This is a genomic window from Bradyrhizobium sp. OK095, from assembly GCF_900109945.1.
In the GTDB taxonomy this organism is placed as follows: Bacteria; Pseudomonadota; Alphaproteobacteria; order Rhizobiales; family Xanthobacteraceae; genus Bradyrhizobium.
Map to the genome: position 1 here is coordinate 855,689 of NZ_FOBX01000001.1, position 16,295 is coordinate 871,983.

The 16,295-nt window shown below is 64.3% G+C and carries 17 protein-coding genes; 11 read left to right on the forward strand and 6 right to left on the reverse strand.

The annotated features are described in order from the left end of the window. Positions 1 to 15 precede the first annotated feature (15 nt). From BMW89_RS04080 to BMW89_RS04090, 3 genes are read right to left on the reverse strand one after another with little or no spacing between them, the layout of a single operon-like run. The gene (locus BMW89_RS04080; RefSeq protein ID WP_092022902.1) at positions 16 to 1,029 is read right to left on the reverse strand and encodes a glycosyltransferase family 2 protein; all 1,014 of its coding nucleotides are present in this window, start codon (positions 1,027 to 1,029) and stop codon (positions 16 to 18) included. Positions 1,030 to 1,045: 16 nt separating this feature from the next. After that, a complete protein-coding gene (locus BMW89_RS04085; RefSeq protein WP_092022904.1) occupies positions 1,046 to 2,026 on the reverse strand; it encodes an ATP-grasp domain-containing protein in 981 nt (326 codons plus the stop codon). Continuing rightward, positions 2,023 to 2,913 carry an NAD-dependent epimerase/dehydratase family protein gene (locus BMW89_RS04090; RefSeq protein WP_092022906.1) on the reverse strand — a complete coding sequence of 297 codons (891 nt, stop codon included), beginning with the start codon at positions 2,911 to 2,913 and terminating at the stop codon, positions 2,023 to 2,025. Before BMW89_RS04090 ends, BMW89_RS04085 begins: the two co-directional genes overlap by 4 nt. Positions 2,914 to 3,363: 450 nt before the next feature. Between BMW89_RS04090 and BMW89_RS04095 the strand changes: the two genes are divergently transcribed. The 3 genes from BMW89_RS04095 (at position 3,364) to BMW89_RS04105 (ending at position 6,100) form a co-directional block, all read left to right on the forward strand. Next, a complete protein-coding gene (locus tag BMW89_RS04095) occupies positions 3,364 to 4,293 on the forward strand; it encodes a right-handed parallel beta-helix repeat-containing protein (protein ID WP_143062707.1) in 930 nt (309 codons plus the stop codon). A gap of 234 nt (positions 4,294 to 4,527) precedes the next feature. Then, positions 4,528 to 5,436 (forward strand): class I SAM-dependent methyltransferase, encoded by a 909-nt coding sequence (locus BMW89_RS04100; RefSeq protein ID WP_244547505.1) that lies wholly within the window; start codon positions 4,528 to 4,530, stop codon positions 5,434 to 5,436. Positions 5,437 to 5,539: 103 nt separating this feature from the next. Beyond that, positions 5,540 to 6,100 (forward strand): tetratricopeptide repeat protein, encoded by a 561-nt coding sequence (locus tag BMW89_RS04105; protein ID WP_092022914.1) that lies wholly within the window; start codon positions 5,540 to 5,542, stop codon positions 6,098 to 6,100. A 48-nt stretch (positions 6,101 to 6,148) separates the two neighbouring features. On the opposite strand, the gene BMW89_RS04110 is transcribed toward BMW89_RS04105, so the two are convergent. Then, positions 6,149 to 6,784 (reverse strand): class I SAM-dependent methyltransferase, encoded by a 636-nt coding sequence (locus BMW89_RS04110; protein WP_177195808.1) that lies wholly within the window; start codon positions 6,782 to 6,784, stop codon positions 6,149 to 6,151. A gap of 142 nt (positions 6,785 to 6,926) precedes the next feature. On the opposite strand from BMW89_RS04110, the gene BMW89_RS04115 reads away from it, so the two are divergent. Continuing rightward, positions 6,927 to 7,196 carry a hypothetical protein gene (locus BMW89_RS04115; protein WP_244547506.1) on the forward strand — a complete coding sequence of 90 codons (270 nt, stop codon included), beginning with the start codon at positions 6,927 to 6,929 and terminating at the stop codon, positions 7,194 to 7,196. Positions 7,197 to 7,332: 136 nt separating this feature from the next. Here the strand turns inward: BMW89_RS04115 and BMW89_RS04120 are convergent, their stop codons facing one another. Both BMW89_RS04120 and gspD read right to left on the reverse strand, forming a co-directional pair. Continuing rightward, the gene (locus BMW89_RS04120; RefSeq protein ID WP_244547507.1) at positions 7,333 to 7,914 is read right to left on the reverse strand and encodes a prepilin peptidase; all 582 of its coding nucleotides are present in this window, start codon (positions 7,912 to 7,914) and stop codon (positions 7,333 to 7,335) included. Positions 7,915 to 7,933: 19 nt separating this feature from the next. Beyond that, positions 7,934 to 10,318 (reverse strand): type II secretion system secretin GspD, encoded by a 2,385-nt coding sequence (gene gspD, locus BMW89_RS04125; protein WP_092022920.1) that lies wholly within the window; start codon positions 10,316 to 10,318, stop codon positions 7,934 to 7,936. A 137-nt stretch (positions 10,319 to 10,455) separates the two neighbouring features. On the opposite strand from gspD, the gene BMW89_RS04130 reads away from it, so the two are divergent. From BMW89_RS04130 to BMW89_RS04160, 7 genes are read left to right on the forward strand one after another with little or no spacing between them, the layout of a single operon-like run. Beyond that, a complete protein-coding gene (locus BMW89_RS04130; RefSeq protein ID WP_502686376.1) occupies positions 10,456 to 12,144 on the forward strand; it encodes a GspE/PulE family protein in 1,689 nt (562 codons plus the stop codon). A gap of 5 nt (positions 12,145 to 12,149) precedes the next feature. After that, positions 12,150 to 13,361, forward strand: coding sequence for a type II secretion system F family protein (locus tag BMW89_RS04135; protein WP_092022923.1), 1,212 nt, complete (start codon positions 12,150 to 12,152; stop codon positions 13,359 to 13,361). Between the two features lie 24 nt (positions 13,362 to 13,385). Then, a complete protein-coding gene (gene gspG / locus BMW89_RS04140) occupies positions 13,386 to 13,835 on the forward strand; it encodes a type II secretion system major pseudopilin GspG (protein ID WP_092023398.1) in 450 nt (149 codons plus the stop codon). Beyond that, positions 13,798 to 14,292 carry a prepilin-type N-terminal cleavage/methylation domain-containing protein gene (locus BMW89_RS04145; protein WP_092022925.1) on the forward strand — a complete coding sequence of 165 codons (495 nt, stop codon included), beginning with the start codon at positions 13,798 to 13,800 and terminating at the stop codon, positions 14,290 to 14,292. Before gspG ends, BMW89_RS04145 begins: the two co-directional genes overlap by 38 nt. Then, positions 14,270 to 14,665 (forward strand): PulJ/GspJ family protein, encoded by a 396-nt coding sequence (locus BMW89_RS04150; protein WP_092022927.1) that lies wholly within the window; start codon positions 14,270 to 14,272, stop codon positions 14,663 to 14,665. Before BMW89_RS04145 ends, BMW89_RS04150 begins: the two co-directional genes overlap by 23 nt. Beyond that, positions 14,662 to 15,384: a general secretion pathway protein GspJ gene (locus BMW89_RS04155; RefSeq protein ID WP_092022929.1), complete on the forward strand. Its 723-nt coding sequence runs from the start codon at positions 14,662 to 14,664 to the stop codon at positions 15,382 to 15,384. The genes BMW89_RS04150 and BMW89_RS04155 overlap by 4 nt, the downstream gene beginning before the upstream one ends. Further along, positions 15,381 to 16,295 carry a type II secretion system minor pseudopilin gene (locus BMW89_RS04160; protein WP_092022931.1) on the forward strand — a complete coding sequence of 305 codons (915 nt, stop codon included), beginning with the start codon at positions 15,381 to 15,383 and terminating at the stop codon, positions 16,293 to 16,295. Before BMW89_RS04155 ends, BMW89_RS04160 begins: the two co-directional genes overlap by 4 nt.

The following is a 16,295-nucleotide window of genomic DNA, read 5'->3' on the forward strand; positions in this document are numbered from 1 at the left end:
GGTCGACCCCACGCGTCACCGCTGCTGGAGGAAGTCGGCATTTTCGTTTCGATTGCGCGACAGCGTCAGATTGCGCAGATCCCTGACGAAATAGAGCGGCCGCCGTTTGGCCTCGTCGAGACACTTCCCGACGTAAATGCCGACCACCCCCGTCATGAAGATCTGGACACCGCCGATGGCGATGATGGCAACGATCAGGCTTGTGTATCCCGGCACCTGAACAAAGCCGTACACGTGAGCGATCGCGATCCCGAGTCCCGCCAGCATCGCCACGGCCGCAATCACAAAGCCGGAAACCATCACGAGCCTGAGCGGAATCTGCGAATGCGCAAGGACCATGGTGCTGCCAAGCTTGACGAGCTTTTTCAGCGTGTAGGAGGATTCTCCATAGGTACGCGGATGGTGGGGAATCTCCACCTCCGTTGCTTCGAATCCCATAATGCTGAAGCTTGCGGGCAGGCAGCGCATCTGTTCCCGCATGTCGCGGAAGCCCGCGGCAATCTGGCTTGAGAAGATGCGGAAATTTCCGATGGTCCAGTCCATATCGAAGCCGGCCAGCATGCTGAAGGTCGTGTAGAACAGCCGCGATCCGATCCGCTTGATGACGCCATGCCCCTCCTTGCGTCGGGTCGCGATCGCCATGTCAAATCCTTCCAGCACCTTCGCATAGAGGCGCGGGATATCCTCGGGTGCGTCCTGAAGGTCGCAGTCCATGACGACGTACCATCGCGCGTCGGCATAATCGATGCCTGCGGTGAGGGCGTAGTGCTGTCCGAAGTTTCGGCTGAGTTGAATGCCTTTGATTCGAGGGTCGCCGGTACACAATTCGGCAATAATAGGCCAGGCGTTGTCCGGCGCGCGGTCGTCCACGAGAACAATCGAGAAGTCAGACGTGATCGATTGAAGCGTTGCAACCAGCCGTGCGCTGAGCTCCCGCAAGACTTCGGCGCCCATATAGACCGGCACGATGACCGCGATCTCGTCGCGCGCCTCGCGCCGGCCCTGGCGATTGATATTGATCTCGTTCACCTCAAGCCGGATCCTTTCAATCGAGATTGGTACCCTCAATCGCCGGCCGCGTCACCACCAGTTCGGTCGACGCCCGACATACGGTTGCATCATATACGGCCGCGCGATCCATTGGCACCCCCCGGGCAAGGTGTCTCACGATTCGTAGCGGATCATTGAATCCGACCGCCACGCGCATCGCCGTTGAGCCCGACAGCCTGGCGTTGATCTCGAAGATCTGAGGGCCGAGTTCGGGGTGAAGGCGAAGCTGAGCGTTCACCGCGCCCGCTCCTATGATCCTGGCGCCGAAATCTTCGATGAAACGCAGGATATCCGGCGAGCGGACGACCGTCGCACGGACCGTTCGTCCACTCTCCAGGGTTCGCTCCATCGCGATGGCGTCGCGCAGGATGCCGTTCCAATCGTAGAGAAATCCGATCGTTATCTCCGGGCCGTTGACGTAGCGCTGCAGGCAATAGTCGGGACGGCGCTCGGCCAGAAAAGCATCCAGGCTGCGGCGGTCGTCGAGGATCACGATGCCCTTGCTGCCTTGACCGTGCCGCGGTTTCGCGATCACTGGGAATTCCAGCTCTTGAGGAGCGTCCGCATCGCAGGTCGGCGGCGCATTCAGACCGTGGGCCGCAACAAAGGCCGCGGTGGCGAGCTTGTCGTCTGCAGCTTCGATCAGGTCGGCCGGTGCAAGCGCTACCTTCACTCCTGCGGTTTCGAATCGATTCCGTTCACGCGACAGCAGGATGATTTCGGAATCGATGCCCGGCAGGAGAACGTCGATCTTGTTTGCGCGCAGTTGCGATACGAGAGTATCGAGATATTGGGGGGCGGCGACCACGGGCAGCCTGGTAAATACATCGACCATATGCCTGGCCGGACAGTCATCTCCGGCGTCGGTGCCGAGAAGCCAGATGTCGTCCTGTCCGTTCAGTGCGGCCCGCAGGCCCTGGATCGCACCCAGTCCGACGTCGCCGCTGATGCCTGTTATTGCCACCCTGATGGTCATGCGGGAATATCCCGCAGATTGTCGCGCAGCGACCGAAAGCGAGCATGGTACCGCTTGGCAAGCCGATTCTCGAAGACTGGAACCGGACAATCGATGTCGTCCGTCTCGTCGACGGTCGTGCTCGAACTTCCGAGTACGGTTCGAACCAGATCAGCGAGTTCGAACAATCCGCAGCTATCGTCTGAGAATGCGTTGAGTACGGGCTCGGACCTGCCAATCGCATCCCCGGCCATGGCAAGGGCAAGGGATGCGACGTCCATGACATGAACGAAGTTCTGGCGATAGGCGCGCGGTCCCCGAAGCACTATCGGCTCGTTTTGCCGCGCGCGGCGAACCAATACCGGCAATAACGTCGTGCCTACCATTCCGGATCCGTAGATCGACGATGCGCGCAGGTGACAGACCGAGACGTCCGGTCGTTGTCGCGCCACGTCATCGAGAGCGATCTCTACTCGTCGCTTGCTGTGCGCGTAGGAATCGGGCGCAATCTCATTCTCGTCAATGACTTCGGCTTTTTCCGAGATCAACCAATCCGCCGAACTCGGGCGCCGATAGACGGCAATGCTGGAGACATGAACCAGGCGGCGCAGCGGTTTTGCTTCCAGCAGGATGTCGGCGAGAGCGGCCGCTGCCTCGACATTATCGCGCGCAAACGCCGCCGAGCGCGACGGAATGGCTGCCGCGCAGTGGATGACCGTGCTGATCGTGTCCCAAGGCAGGCTACGCAACGCGGTTGGATCGCTGAGGTCGGCCGAGAAGTCGATGCCCGGCCCCGAGCGACGCGAATGAGTTCGTATCTCCAAGCCGGCGGTTTTCGCCAGACGCGCAACGTGCGATCCGACGAACCCGGCTGCGCCGGTCACGAGAATAAAAGGATGCTTGTTCATTTGGACAGGAAATACCAGTATCACGCCGCGTCACTTCCGCACAGGGGTGTCGCGATCGACGTGACAATGACGTGACACGCATGCGCGGCAGCCGGGTAGGGCAATTTCGCTGACTCTTTGTAATACGACTAGGTCATACGATCTGCGGGGCAGCGGAAAACGTAAGGCCTCCATCGAACCTTTTGCAAGGTTGCACAACTTAACTATGGAAGGTTTTTGGTCGCGGGTTTCTACAGACGCTCGCCTCCAGATTTTGGCAGGGGCATTCGTTTTCCGAGAGCCCCGACGCATCGACCTTTCGAGCGTGGAAAGGGGGCCTCTCACCATTGAACGGTACAGGCTGTCCGAATTTTTCGTGGAAGTCGGGCCTAATACCTGCCCGGCGGCCCAAGTGTATAGTCACCCAAAGTCTTAGCAGTGAAGAACTTATCCCGCCAACGGAGGCAAATTATGCGCCGCATTGTCCTGTTCGCTTTAGCTATCGGCTTAATTAGTCCATTGCTGGTTTCGGCACCGGCCCACGCCCAGGCGTCTCGAACCTGGGTCTCCGGCGTCGGTGACGACGCCAATCCCTGCAGCCGCACCGCACCCTGCAAGACTTTCGCAGGAGCCATTTCCAAGACCGCCGCGGGCGGGGAAATCAACTGCTTGGATCCGGGTGGATTCGGAGCGGTCACCGTCACCAAGTCGATGACGATCTCCTGTCAAGCAGGGACCGCTGGCGTCGTCGTATCGGGGACCAACGGCGTTATCTTCTCCGGCGGAGCGAATGACTATCTCTACTTGAAGGGTTTGGATTTTGAAGGCCTCAGCACTGGGCTGAGCGGCGTCTTGTTCAACTCCGGCGCCCTTCTTCACGTCGAGGATTGCATAATCCGCGATTTCCTCACCGGCGGAATCACAATTCAGCCGGCCACCAACGCAAGGTTTGTGGTTACACGCACGACGCTGTTCAACAACGGGAACGGCTCGACCGGAGCCGGCATCACGATCAAACCGAGTGGCGGCGGCACCTCTGGAGCCATCGATCACGTGATCGCCAACCGCAACACCACGGGCATTCAGGCGGACGGAAGCTCCGGCGGCGTCGTTAACGTCAGCGTCAGTGATTCCGTGCTCGCCGAAAATACGCTGATTGGGGCGAACGCGACCTCGTCTTCGGCCGTGGCGGGCATGATGCTTCGGCGCGTCGCCGTGACCGGCAACGGCACGGGAATCCAGAACGCGGGTGGTGTGGCATTCATGCGCGTTGGAGATTCCCTGATCACCGCGAACGGAACCGGTGTCAATGGAGCGGTGAATTCGTACGGCACCAACCAGCTTGACCAGAACGGTGCCAACGGCACCTTGACGTTGCTTCCGGCGCCGGCCTTGAAATAACACCCCCGGCTGCGCTGCGGGTATCACAAAAGACCAATGGCGCTCCGACGTCGTAATCGTCGGAGCGCCATTTTTGCACGGAAGGTTTGCGTTCGAATATCGGATTTGGTCGGTCATGATGATGGACTGATCGGGTTCTAGATAACCTGGGCGGCCATGCTATACTGATCCAATGATCCTTCCGCATGTCCCTACCCATGAGCGCGCCGGCAAATTTAGGTGCTTATGCACGGCATGAGCGACAACGCGGCTTTTCGGCGCTGTCTGATCTGTAGCGCGGTCGAACAGATTGATGGTGAGAGGGTGTGGCCACCAGGCTGGCTATGTCCCGCGTGCGGCCATGTCTTTCCACAAGCGGACGGCGTTCCCTTGTTCGCCCCGGAGCTTGCCGACAGTATCAGCGGCTTCGATCCCAAAGCCTTCGAATACCTGGCCGAGCATGAGCCCGGTCATTTCTGGTTTGTCGCGCGCAACCTTCTGCTGGTCGGTCTGGCCGACAAGTTCTTTCCGCACGCGCGGCGGTTTCTGGAGATCGGCTGCGGCACCGGCTTCGTGTTGCGCGATTTCGCTCGATCCCGGCGCTGGGAACGCCTGGTTGGCTCCGAATTGCATCCGGCCGGGCTCGCTCACGCCAGACAAAGGCTGCCCTCCGAGGTGGAGTTCGTCCAGATGGATGCCCGGGATATCCCGGCCGTTGGTGCTTTCGACCTGACCGGCGCATTCGATGTGATTGAACATATCGCCGACGACGAGGCGGTGCTGCGTGCATTGCGCTCCGCGACCGAAACCGGCGGGGGGACAATCATCGCAGTACCGCAACATCAATGGTTGTGGAGCCGGGCCGACGAAGTCGCGCATCATGAGCGCCGCTACGGGCGCGGCGAACTTGAGGCGAAGCTGCGCCGCAACGGTTTCGATATTCTGTTCTCGTCTTCGTTCACGGCGCTGCTGTTACCCCTGATGGCGGCCAGTCGTCTGGTGGCTCGGCGAAGGTCGGCGGATGAGGACGCCTATGAGTTCGGGTTGAGTTCTGCGGCCAATCGCGTGCTGCTTGCGATCCTCCGCGCCGAAGTCCGTTTAACGCTGGCCGGCGTCAGCTGGCCGGCAGGAGGCAGCCGGGTTGTCGTCGGGCGCGCTGCGTAGCGTGCGGGCACGCATGTGCATGGGCGGGGGCGTGATGGAGGCACCGTGCCCCGTACTGCGTCGGTGGACCGCTCTCGCTTGCGTGTGTTAAGGGTGGATTGCAATGGAGAACGCCGAGACAAACGATCCTCAACTTCGCTGCCCCGCAGCTCGACGGCCGATGTTCGTTTTGCAACGAGCATTGTGCGCTTTTGCCGTCGTGGCAATGCTGACGGCGTTTGGCATCCCGGCCCACGCCCAATCCCTCCGCCAAGGCGTCTCCGCCTTCAATCGCCAAAGCTATGTGACGGCATCACGCATTTTCATTCCGCTCGCCGAGCGGGGAAGTGCCGCGGCGCAGTCCTACCTCGGCTACATGTTCGAGACCGGCCGCGGTGTGCCGCTAAACTATACGGAAGCCGCGATGTGGTACCGGCGAGCGGCGGAGCAGGGCGACGGCCTCGCCCAATATTCGCTAGGGCTGCTCTACGACCGGGGCCAGGGCGTGCCGCAGGACATCGTCGAAGCTTCCAAATGGCTTAATTTGTCGACCGCCGCCGCGTCCCCGCGGACGCGCGAGGCACGGGCCCGGATCCGCGACGCCGTCACCACCAAGATGACGCGTGGGGAGATCGCGCAAGCGCGCCTGCGGGCGCTGGAATGGGCGCCGAGCCGCGAGCATTGAGGCTCTTTATTCAGCGACCGGTCGGAGCGAGGCGCCACCGGCGTCTAGCTAGGCGATCGACGTGGGCCTGTTTCTGGCGACCATGACGAAGTGGTCGTAGGGAATTCGAAGGAGGTCGTGAAAGAAGCGAGGTTGAACCTCGAAGCCGAGGTCGCTCAGGAGTGCCAGGTAACCGTCGGGAGTCCTGATATTGAGTCCGGAGTCCAGCTTGTTGACGAGCTTGACGACCGCGCGCTGTCGCGGAAGCCAGACGTTGTCGAGCGTCACAATCCTTCCCCCCTCCTTGAGCAGGAGCTTCAACGAGGCAAACAACGAACGAGCCTCGTCGTCGGAGAGATGATGGAGGAGAGCGGAAACATTGATCAGGTCGAAGCTTTTTTCGTCCTGCCGCAAATCATCGGCGGCGTTGCCGACAATAAAACGGCCGCGGTCGCCGTAGATCTCCCGCGCGAACGCAATGTGTTTCTCATTGAGGTCCAAGCCGGTGTAGTCGAGAGAGGGCAGATAGGCGAGAATGTTTGCCGGGCCGCAGCCGACATCCAGCATCCTGATGCCGGGTCTTGGCTCCAGCGCTTCATTTACGTACCGCCTGATCCCATTGTCCGCGCCAAGTGCAAACATCAGTCCCTTGTAGAATAGCGGTAGTCGAACCGCCCGATAGAGGCCGGAAATTCGCTGAGCCACGTCTTGCTCCCAGTGCTGACCTGCTCGTCCGCTACGAAGGTTCAATACACGCGTCGAATAGAGGAAGCCAGTTTTCGGCTGTGGATTTTCCGAGGCTACCCGTCTCCTGTTGACATCCATGAACAGCAGTAGTTTAGGCAGCTTGCCTCTCTGTTCAGGCATCCCGCTCGCCGAGCGCGGCAATGCAGCGGCGCAGTCCTATCTCGGCTTTCTGTTCGAGACCGGCCGCGGCGTGCCGCAGGACATCGTCGAGGCCTCCAAATGGCTCAACCTGTCGACGGCCGCAGCGCCGCCGCCGGTGCGCGAGGCCCGGGTCCGGATCCGCGATGCCGTCACCACCAAGATGACGCGCGGGGAGATCGCCCAGGCCCGCCTGCGGGCCCTGGAATGGGCGCCGAGCCGCGAGCACTGATCTCCCGACGCCCGGCTTTCCCCCGGCCGTTCGGCCCCCCCAACAACAAAAACGCAAAAACAACCCCATGCACAGTAGGAGGACGACCGCGTCCCGCCTGCGCTGGAATGACGATTCATCCAGGGATCATCGCCCCTTAGCCCGGCCAACCGCCCAGCCAGCCCGCATACCAGGTCTCGCCCAGCCAACCGATCCAGATCGCCGGGGCTAGGAACAGCCCGAAGGGCAGGAAAGCGGTCCCGCGCAGCGGTCGTCTTCGCAGTGCGGCATTAGCCGCATAGGCGGCGATGGCGAGCAGCGCCGCCAGCTCGATCACCGCAGCGACGGTCGCAAGGTCGAGCCAGGCCCCGCAGACCGCGGCGAGCTTGACGTCGCCGAGCCCGAGCCCGTCGCGGCCGCGCCAGCGCCGGTAGAGCGCCATCAGCAGCAGCAGCGGGAGCGCCACGGCGACGGCGCGGGCCACCGGCCAGAGCAGCGCCTCGATGCCGATATCCGGAACGAACGCGGCGGCACGGAGCAAGGCGAGCGCGAAAGCGGCCCCCGTCAGCGCGTTGGGAATGAGGTAGTGGCGGGCATCATACGCCGCGATCGCGAGCATCAGGGCGGCGAGGTACGCGCCGTACAGGCCCTCTGCGCCGGGCGCGGTGACGAGGCTTGCGAACACGCCCAGCAGCAGGGCAACGCTGAGTGCGAGCGCGGGGCCCGTTCCCTCGTTCACAGCCTCTTCCGTCACGCTGTCAGCGCGCCGCCTTGGGCGGGCTCACGGTGACGACGGGATTGCTGGTGCCGACCAGGCGGCCGTTCATCTTGCTGCGCATCTCCTCGGCGATGACATGCGCATCGACGCCGTCCTTGATCACGGTCGGGCGGATGAACAGGATCAGCTCGGTGCGTGCGCGTGCGTTGGTCTGATGCGAGAAGGCGTCGCCCACGCCGGGAATCGAATCCAGGATCGGGATGCCCTGGCGCTGCTTGTTCTCGGTCTCGCTGATCAAACCGGCGAGCAGCACGGTCTGGCCGCTCGTCACCGCGATCGAGCTCTTGACCCGGCGCTGCGAGATCGTCGGCGTCAGCGAATTGGCACTGCCGGCGGCGATGTTCGAGATCTCCTGCTCGATGTCGAGCACGACATTGCCGTTGGCGTTGGCGCGCGGCAGCACGCGCAGGATGATGCCGGTGTTCTTGTAGTCGATGGTGTTGACCACGGTGTTGTTGGCGGTCAGCACCGTCGCGGTGCCGGTCGAGAACGGCACCTGGTCGCCGACCTGCAAGGTCGCCGGCTGATTGTCCAGCACCACCAGCGACGGGTTCGACAGCACCTTGACGTTGGTGATGCCGTGTAGCGCGTCGAGCACGACGCGCGGCGAGTTCTCGGAGCCGATCAGGAAGTTGAAGCCGGGCAGGACGCGCCCAACCAGCGCGCCGGCCGCAGTGTTGACGGCGTTGGACGCCGTTTCGACGGCACCGCTGCCAACCGTCGCGGCATTGCTGACGCCGGAGATGGTGTTGGAGATCGAGCCTTTCTGGCTCGCCAGGAAGAACTGCACGCCATAGTTCAGCTGGTCGTTCAGCGTCACCTCGGCGATCGTCGCCTCGATCGCGATCTGGCGCTGTGGCCGGTCGATTTGCCGGATGGTCTGCTCGACGATGCGCTGCGCCTCCTGGTTGGCGTAAACGAGCACCGCGTTGTTTGTCACGTCGGCGGTGAGCCGGACGTTCTGGAGGATGCCGTTGAGGCCCGGCTTCGCTCCGCCGCCCGACAGTGCGCCGAGGCCCGTGTCTTGCGCAGGCGTCGCCGATGCGGCCGGTGCGGGGCGGGCACCGAATGCCGATCCCCCGGGCGCGGTGACCGGAGTAGAGGCGCCGGCGGCGGCGGTCGGCAGCGCGCTGAGCGAGGCCACCGGATTGTTCGACGTCGAGGTCGAGATCCCGGCGCCCGGCGAAATCTGGCTCGAGGCGTTGTCGAGCGTCGAGCTGCTCGTCGCGCCCTGGCTGAACAGCATGTCGTTCAGCATTGCCACGATCAGCTTGGAATTGCCGTAGCGCAGCGGATAGGACTTCAGGTTCACCCCGTCGGTGTCGGAGCGATCGAGCCGCGCGATCCAGGTCTGCGCGCGTTTGAGGTATTCCGGCTTCTGGGTGACCACGAGGATCGCGTTCTGCCGCGCGATCGGCTGGAGCTTGATCATGTTCTGGCTCATGCCGCCTTCACCGGAATCCATGATCTTCTCGATCTCGGTGATGACGGGCTCCGGCGAGGAATTGCGCACCGGGAAGATGCCGACGGACTGCCCGCGCATCCAGTCGGCGTCGAAGGAGAGAATGGTGTCGACCGCGGTGGCGCGGTCGGTGCCGCTGCCGCTGACGAGCAGTGTGTTGCGGGCGTTGTCGGACCGCATGGTCGAGGCCTTCACGCCGAAGGCATCGAGCAGCTTGAAGATGTTCTGCGCCGAGACATAGCGCAGCGGCACCACCGTGACGCCCTGGCCGGCCGCCGCGTTCGCCGCGCGGTCGACGCCGCCGGGACCGGCTTCCGGCGCCGGCAGCAGGCGATAGCCGGTGCGGTCGCGCACCAATGCGACGCCGGACATGCGCAGCGCGTTTTCCAGCACGAACAGCGCGTCCGCCTTGGGGACCGGCCGCACCGAGGCCAGCGTCACGGTTCCCTGCACCCGCGGATCGATCGTGTAGCCGACGTTCATTACGTCACCAAGAATGACCTTTGCGACGGTGGCGACCGGTGCGTTCTCGAAATTGAGGTCGTAGCCGCTGCCGCCGGAATCGTCGCGCTCGGCAAGAGCACCGCCTTGCGGCGTTGCACCATCGCTCAGATAGATCGCGGGCTTGGACGATCTCGCCTGCGCGACGCCACCCGATCCCGTGTCCGCGGGTTGCCGCGGCTGGAGATCGAGGGAGCGGATCTTGTCGGCAATGTCCTGGGCGCGCGGATCCTTTGGATCTGCTTCCACGGACTGGTCGGCGGTGACGATGCAGGCGCCGAGCACGAAGGCGGAGGACAGCAGGATGAGCGTTCCAGGCAACGCCGAGCGGAGTCGCAAAAGCGGCTGGACCACTTCAAACAAAATACGCCTGCCAACGCTGGAAGTGATTGGAAATTGCATCCGATCCCCCTTGGTTCGGACGCGCAATAGTTTGCGCCACGATTATGTTTTTGCTAAGAAATAAGTCAAGGGTAAAGGGCCTCCTGGCCCCGCCGAAGTTGTTGCATTCAGGTAACAAGGTCAACGCTGTGAATGCGATGCGCGACCGCTCCGCAGATAGCTTCCGGCAGCACCTCCTGGAAAAGTACTCACTGCCGCCGCGGGCGCGCGCCCATGCGGACAAGTCGGGCAATCCCGCGCTCACGCGCCCATTGCGCGAATTGTGGGAGGCCACCGATCTTTCTGCGGCCGAATTCGCCGACGAAGTCTCCGACTATTTTGCAATGCCGCGGCTGAGCCTTCCGCAATTGCTCGCGGCCACGCCCCGTCTCGACGGCTTTTCGCGCCGCTTCCTGCGTGAATCCACCATCTTTCCTTTCAGCGCGACCAATGACGTCTTTCAGCTGGCTGTTGCCGACCCCTCCGACACGGCGGCCATTCGCGCCGCCGAAATCGTGTTCGGAACGCCGGTCGATGTCGTCGTGGCGTCATATGAGGACATTACGACAGTCCTCGATCAACGGGCCGAGGCCGACGACGCCAATGCCGATCGAAGCGGCAGGAGCGTTGCGCAACAATCCGACGACGACATCGAGAGCCTGCGCGATCTCGCCAGCGGCGCGCCGGTGGTGCGTGCGCTCAACGATCTGCTGGAGCGCGCGGTGGATTTGCGTGCCAGCGACATTCACGTCGAACCATTCCGTGCCGGGCTCACGGTGCGCATGCGCGTCGACGGCTTGCTGCGCGCGCTGCCGTCGCCGCACGGCATCCCGCCGCAGGCGCTGATCTCGCGCATCAAGATTCTCGCCAGCCTCAACATCGCGGAACGGCGGCTGCCGCAGGACGGCGCGGCGCGCGTGCGCGTCGGGCGCAGCGAGATCGACGTCCGCGTCGCGACCATGCCGACGCAGCACGGCGAGAGCGCAGTCATTCGCTTGTTGCCGCGCGACCGCGGCCTGCTCGAGATGAGCAAGCTTGGTCTGGCCGCGCGCGACGAGAGCCTGATGACGCGGCTGCTGGCGATGCCGCACGGCATGATCGTCGTCACCGGACCGACCGGCAGCGGCAAGACCACGACGCTTGCGACCATGCTGTCGATCCTGAACGAGCCGACGCGAAAAATCCTCACCATCGAGGATCCCGTCGAATACGAGATCCCCGGCATCAACCAGTCCCAGGTCAAGCCGTCGATCGGGCTGACCTTCGCCTCGGCGATGCGCGCCTTCGTGCGCCAGGACCCCGACGTGATCATGGTCGGCGAAGTTCGCGACGCCGAGACCGCTCATATCGCGATCCATGCCGCGCTGACCGGCCATCTCGTGCTGACGACGCTGCACACCGAGACGGCGGCGGCCGCCATGCCGCGGCTGATCGATCTCGGCATCGAGGGTTTCCTGCTGAAGTCCACGCTGCGTGCGGTGGTGGCGCAGCGTCTGGTGCGCATGCTCTGCGACCGCTGCAAGGTACCGCATGCTCTGACCGAGGCCGATCTCGCCAAGGACCCGCGCTTTGCCATCATCGGTTTCAAGTGCGGCGAGGTCGTGCACGAGGCCGGTGGCTGCGAACGCTGCGGCGGTACCGGCTATCGCGGCCGCAACGGCGTGTTCGAGATCCTTGAAATGTCCGACGAGGTGCGTGCGTTGGTCGGACCGCAGACGGATTCCCACAGCATCGATGCCGCCGCGATGCGGGGCGGCATGACCACGATGCTGGAGGACGCGGTGGCCAAATGCCGGGCCGGCCTCACCACCGTGCCCGAAGTCTTCCGCGTCACAACGGTGCGCTGACGCCCATGCCGAACTATCGCTATCGCGCGCTCAACGCCAACGGCGAACTGGTCTCCGGCGCCATCGCCGCGCCTGCGCCGGGCGACGTCGCGCAGCGGATCGAGCGGCTCGGGCTCGTCCTGGTGGACAACGTCACGCCGGAGGAGGGTGGCGCCTCCGGCCGCGTGACTAGCCTCTTCAACAGGCCGAAGCCGGAAGACGTCACCATCTTCACCCGCGACCTCGCACTGCTGCTGCGCGCGGGCGCCCGCATCAATGACGGGTTGGAGCTGCTCGCGGCCGATCCCGATTTCGGCCGGCTGCGCCCGGTCGTGGCCGACATCCGTTCGCGCGTCGTCTCGGGCGACAGCTTTGCCGAAGCGCTGGCGCGGCACGAAGGCCTGTTTCCGCCGATGTATATCGCGCTGGTGCGGGTCGGCGAGGCCTCGGGCTCGCTCGATCAGGTGCTGGAGGTGCTGGCCGGCGAACGCGCGCGCGGCGAGGCGTTGCGACGCCGGCTGTCGGATGCGATCCGCTACCCTGTGTTCGTGCTCGGCGCGGCCGGCTGCGTGCTGCTGTTCTTCCTCACTTTCGTACTGCCGCAGTTCGCATCCGTGCTGCAGGATTTCGGCGCCAAGGTCGATCCGGTCGTCGGTGTCTTCCTCAACATCTCGACCTTTTTGCGCGGCAATTCCGATGCGGTGCTGGCTGGGCTTGCGGCCATCATCGCCGCGACATGGCTGCTGCTGCGGCAGGAGCGTATCCGCCGCGGCATCACCAATGCGATCACGCGGCTGCCGGCGATCCGCAACATCATGAGCGCGTACCGCACCGCGTTATTCTGCCGCAATCTCGGCCTGCTGCTCGGCAGCGGCGTCAATCTCACCACCACGCTGCGCATCCTGGTTGACATGATGGCGACGACCGGGCCGTCCGCGGTCTGGAGCGATGCCGCCGACCGCGTCCGCCATGGCTCGAAGCTCTCCGACGCGCTGGCCGAAACACAGGCGCTGCCGGCGATGGCGGTACGCATGCTCTGGCTCGGTGACGAGACCGGGCAATTGCCGATGCTGTCGGGGCGCGTCGCCGAATTCTACGAAACCAAATTGCAGCGTACGCTGGACCGCGCCGTCGGCATTGCGGGGCCGGCGGCGATCATCGCGATTTCGCTGGTCGTCGGCGGCCTGATCACCTCGGTGATGACGGCGCTGATGTCGGTGAGCCAGATTGTCGGTTAAGGCATGGAACATGAGAGGCTTGAAGTGACCAAACATCCAACGCGCGGCCGGCGCGCTGCACGCCGAGGGGAGGCGGGCTTCACGCTCGTCGAGATGCTGGTCGTCATCACCATCATCGGCATGATCATGGCGCTGGTCGGCCCGCGGGTGCTGAACTATCTCAGCGAGTCCAAGGCGAAGGCGGCGAAGATCCAGATCGAGAGCTTCTCCAGCGCGCTCGATCTCTATTATCTCGATCTCGGGCGCTATCCGACCTCGAACGAAGGCCTCGCTGCGCTGACCCGCAACACCAATCAAGCCGGCTGGAACGGGCCGTATTTGCGCGGCGGTCTGGTGCCGAACGACCCCTGGGGCCACGTCTATGTCTATCGCTCGCCGGGCGCGAGCGCACCCTACGACATCATCTCGCTCGGATCGGACGGTCAGGAAGGCGGCAGTGGAACGGCAGCCGACATTGCCAGCAACACGCGCTGAAGATATCCGCGGCGCGCGCGGCTTCGCGCTGATCGAGATCCTGTGCGTGCTCGCGATCATCGGCCTGCTCGCAGCGATCATCCTGCCGGCGATCCCGCGCTCGACGACGCGTGCCAGGCTGGAAAGCTACGCCGTCGAGACTGCGGCTTTGCTGAAGGCCGACCGCAATGCGGCGCTGCGCCGGCAAGTGAGGGTGACGACACAGGTGGATGCGGACGCGCGTGCGATCCGCTCCGGCGTCACCGGGCGGACCATCCGCCTGCCGGCCGATGTGGTCGTGCAGGCGACGCTGGCCACGCGCTGTGCCGATCGCGCGGTGGGGCGGTCGATCGATTTCTTTCCGTCGGGCATGTCGTGCGGGGGAACGATCGCGCTGGCGCGACCCGGCATGGGCTACGAGGTGCGCGTCAACTGGCTGACCGGAGGCGTCGAGATTGTCCCGCAGAAGCTGCTCTGACGCTGCCGGCTTCACCCTGATCGAGGCGCTGGTCGCGCTCGCGATCATCGTGGTCATGCTCGGGGCGATCGGCTCGGTCATTGCCACGACGACCCGGGGCACGCGCGCGATCGATCAGCATCTGGCGCTATCGGGCACCGCCGAGACGCTGCTTGCGGACCTGCCGGCGCGCGGATTGCTGAAGCCCGGCCGGCAGAGCGGCGAGCTTGCCGGCAGCCGCTGGCGCGTCGACGTCGCGCCGATGAACGTGGCGGGTGGCAATCCCGCCACCGATCGCTTCGTGCCGATGGCCGTCAATCTGCGCCTCCAGCGCGCCGACGGAGCTGTGATCCAGATCACGACGGTGAAGCTGGTGCCGAGGGCTTTGCAATGAAGGGCCTGGCAATGAAGCGCTTGCGCCATGCGCTGGCCGATGAGGCAGGCTTCACGCTGCTCGAAGTGTTGCTTGCGACGCTCTTGATGACCGTGATCCTGGGGGCGCTGGCGACGGTGACGGCGCAATGGCTGCCGAACTGGAATCGCGGCATTGCCCGCGTGCAGCGCGCCGAACGTCTGGCAACCGGCATCGACCGCATCGTTGCCGACCTGTCGGTCGCCGAGCAGATCACCGTCAACGGCGATGCCAAGGCGCCGCTGTTCGACGGCGCCGAATTGTCGGTGACCTTTCTGCGCACGGCGCTCGGCCCGAGCGCGCGTCCGGGCCTCGAATTCATCCGTCTGATCGAGAAGGCCGACGCGCAGGGGCTGGCGCTGGTGCGCGAGCGCGCGCCGTTCCAGCCGATGCCGTCGGACGGGCAGATCCGTTTCGTGGACCAGGTCGTGCTGATCCGTGCGCCGTTCCGCATCAGCTTCGCCTATGCCGGGTCGGACGGTCAGTGGCTGCCGACCTGGCGCGGCCAGACGCAATTGCCGGACCGTATCCGCGTCACCGTGCGCAACAGCGCCACCGGGCAGGTGCTGGCGGTCTCGGGTGCGGTGGTCCCGCACATCACGGCACCGGCCGAATGCGCGCGGGCCAAGAACCCGACGACCTGCGTGGCGGCGCGTGGTCGGCCGCAACAGGCCGAGAAAAAAGAGGAGCAGCAGCTGTGAACGGCGCCAGCTCCCACCGTGCGAGCCTTCGTGACGGCCGCGGCTTCATCGTCGTCGTCGTGCTGTGGATGCTGGCGGCGCTGGCCGCGCTCGCGCTGATCTATCTGACCTATGTCACCAACACCGCGGTCACGGTGGCCGTCAGCGCCGACCGGTTGCAGGCGGATGCGCTGGTGAACGCCGGCCTTGAACTTGCGGCCTACCGTTTGACCGCGCAACCCGAGGCCGCGCGTCCCACCAGCGGCACCTTCAATGCGCGCGTCGGCGCCGGCCGGGTGAGCGTCACCTTCCGCTCGGAGGCCGCGCGCGTTGATCTCAACGCGGCGCCGAAACCGATGCTGGTTGGCCTGATGACGGCGCTCGGCGTCTCAGCGATGGATGCGCCTGCCTATGCCGATCGCATCCTGGCCTGGCGCTCGGCGACGGAACCGGGTCAGGACAATCCGGAGGATTCCTATTACCGCACGCTTGGCGCCTCCTATCTACCGCGCCATGCGCCGTTTCCGCACAGCGACGAGCTTTGGCTGGTGCGCGGCATTCCGTCCGCGATCGTGGAACGCGTGCTGCCCTTCGTCACCGTCTTCAGCAACATGAAGACGGTCAACGTTCTGGACGCAGCCCCCCAGGTGGTGGCCGCGCTGCCCGGCATGACGCCGGAGACGCTACAACAGGTGTTGCGCGACCGCACGGACCCCAATATCGACCCGCGATCCCTGGTCGGTCTCGCCGGCAGCACCAATGCGACGACCGAGGGCGCGAAGGCGTACCGGATGACGGTCGCCGTCGAGGCGCCGTCGCACCGGCTGAGCTCGGCCGAGATCGTCATCCTGCTTCTCGAAAGCGGCGATGAGCCCTATCGTGTATTGTCGTGGCACAATGCCTTCGACGGCTCCGCCGGAAAGCCTCTGTGA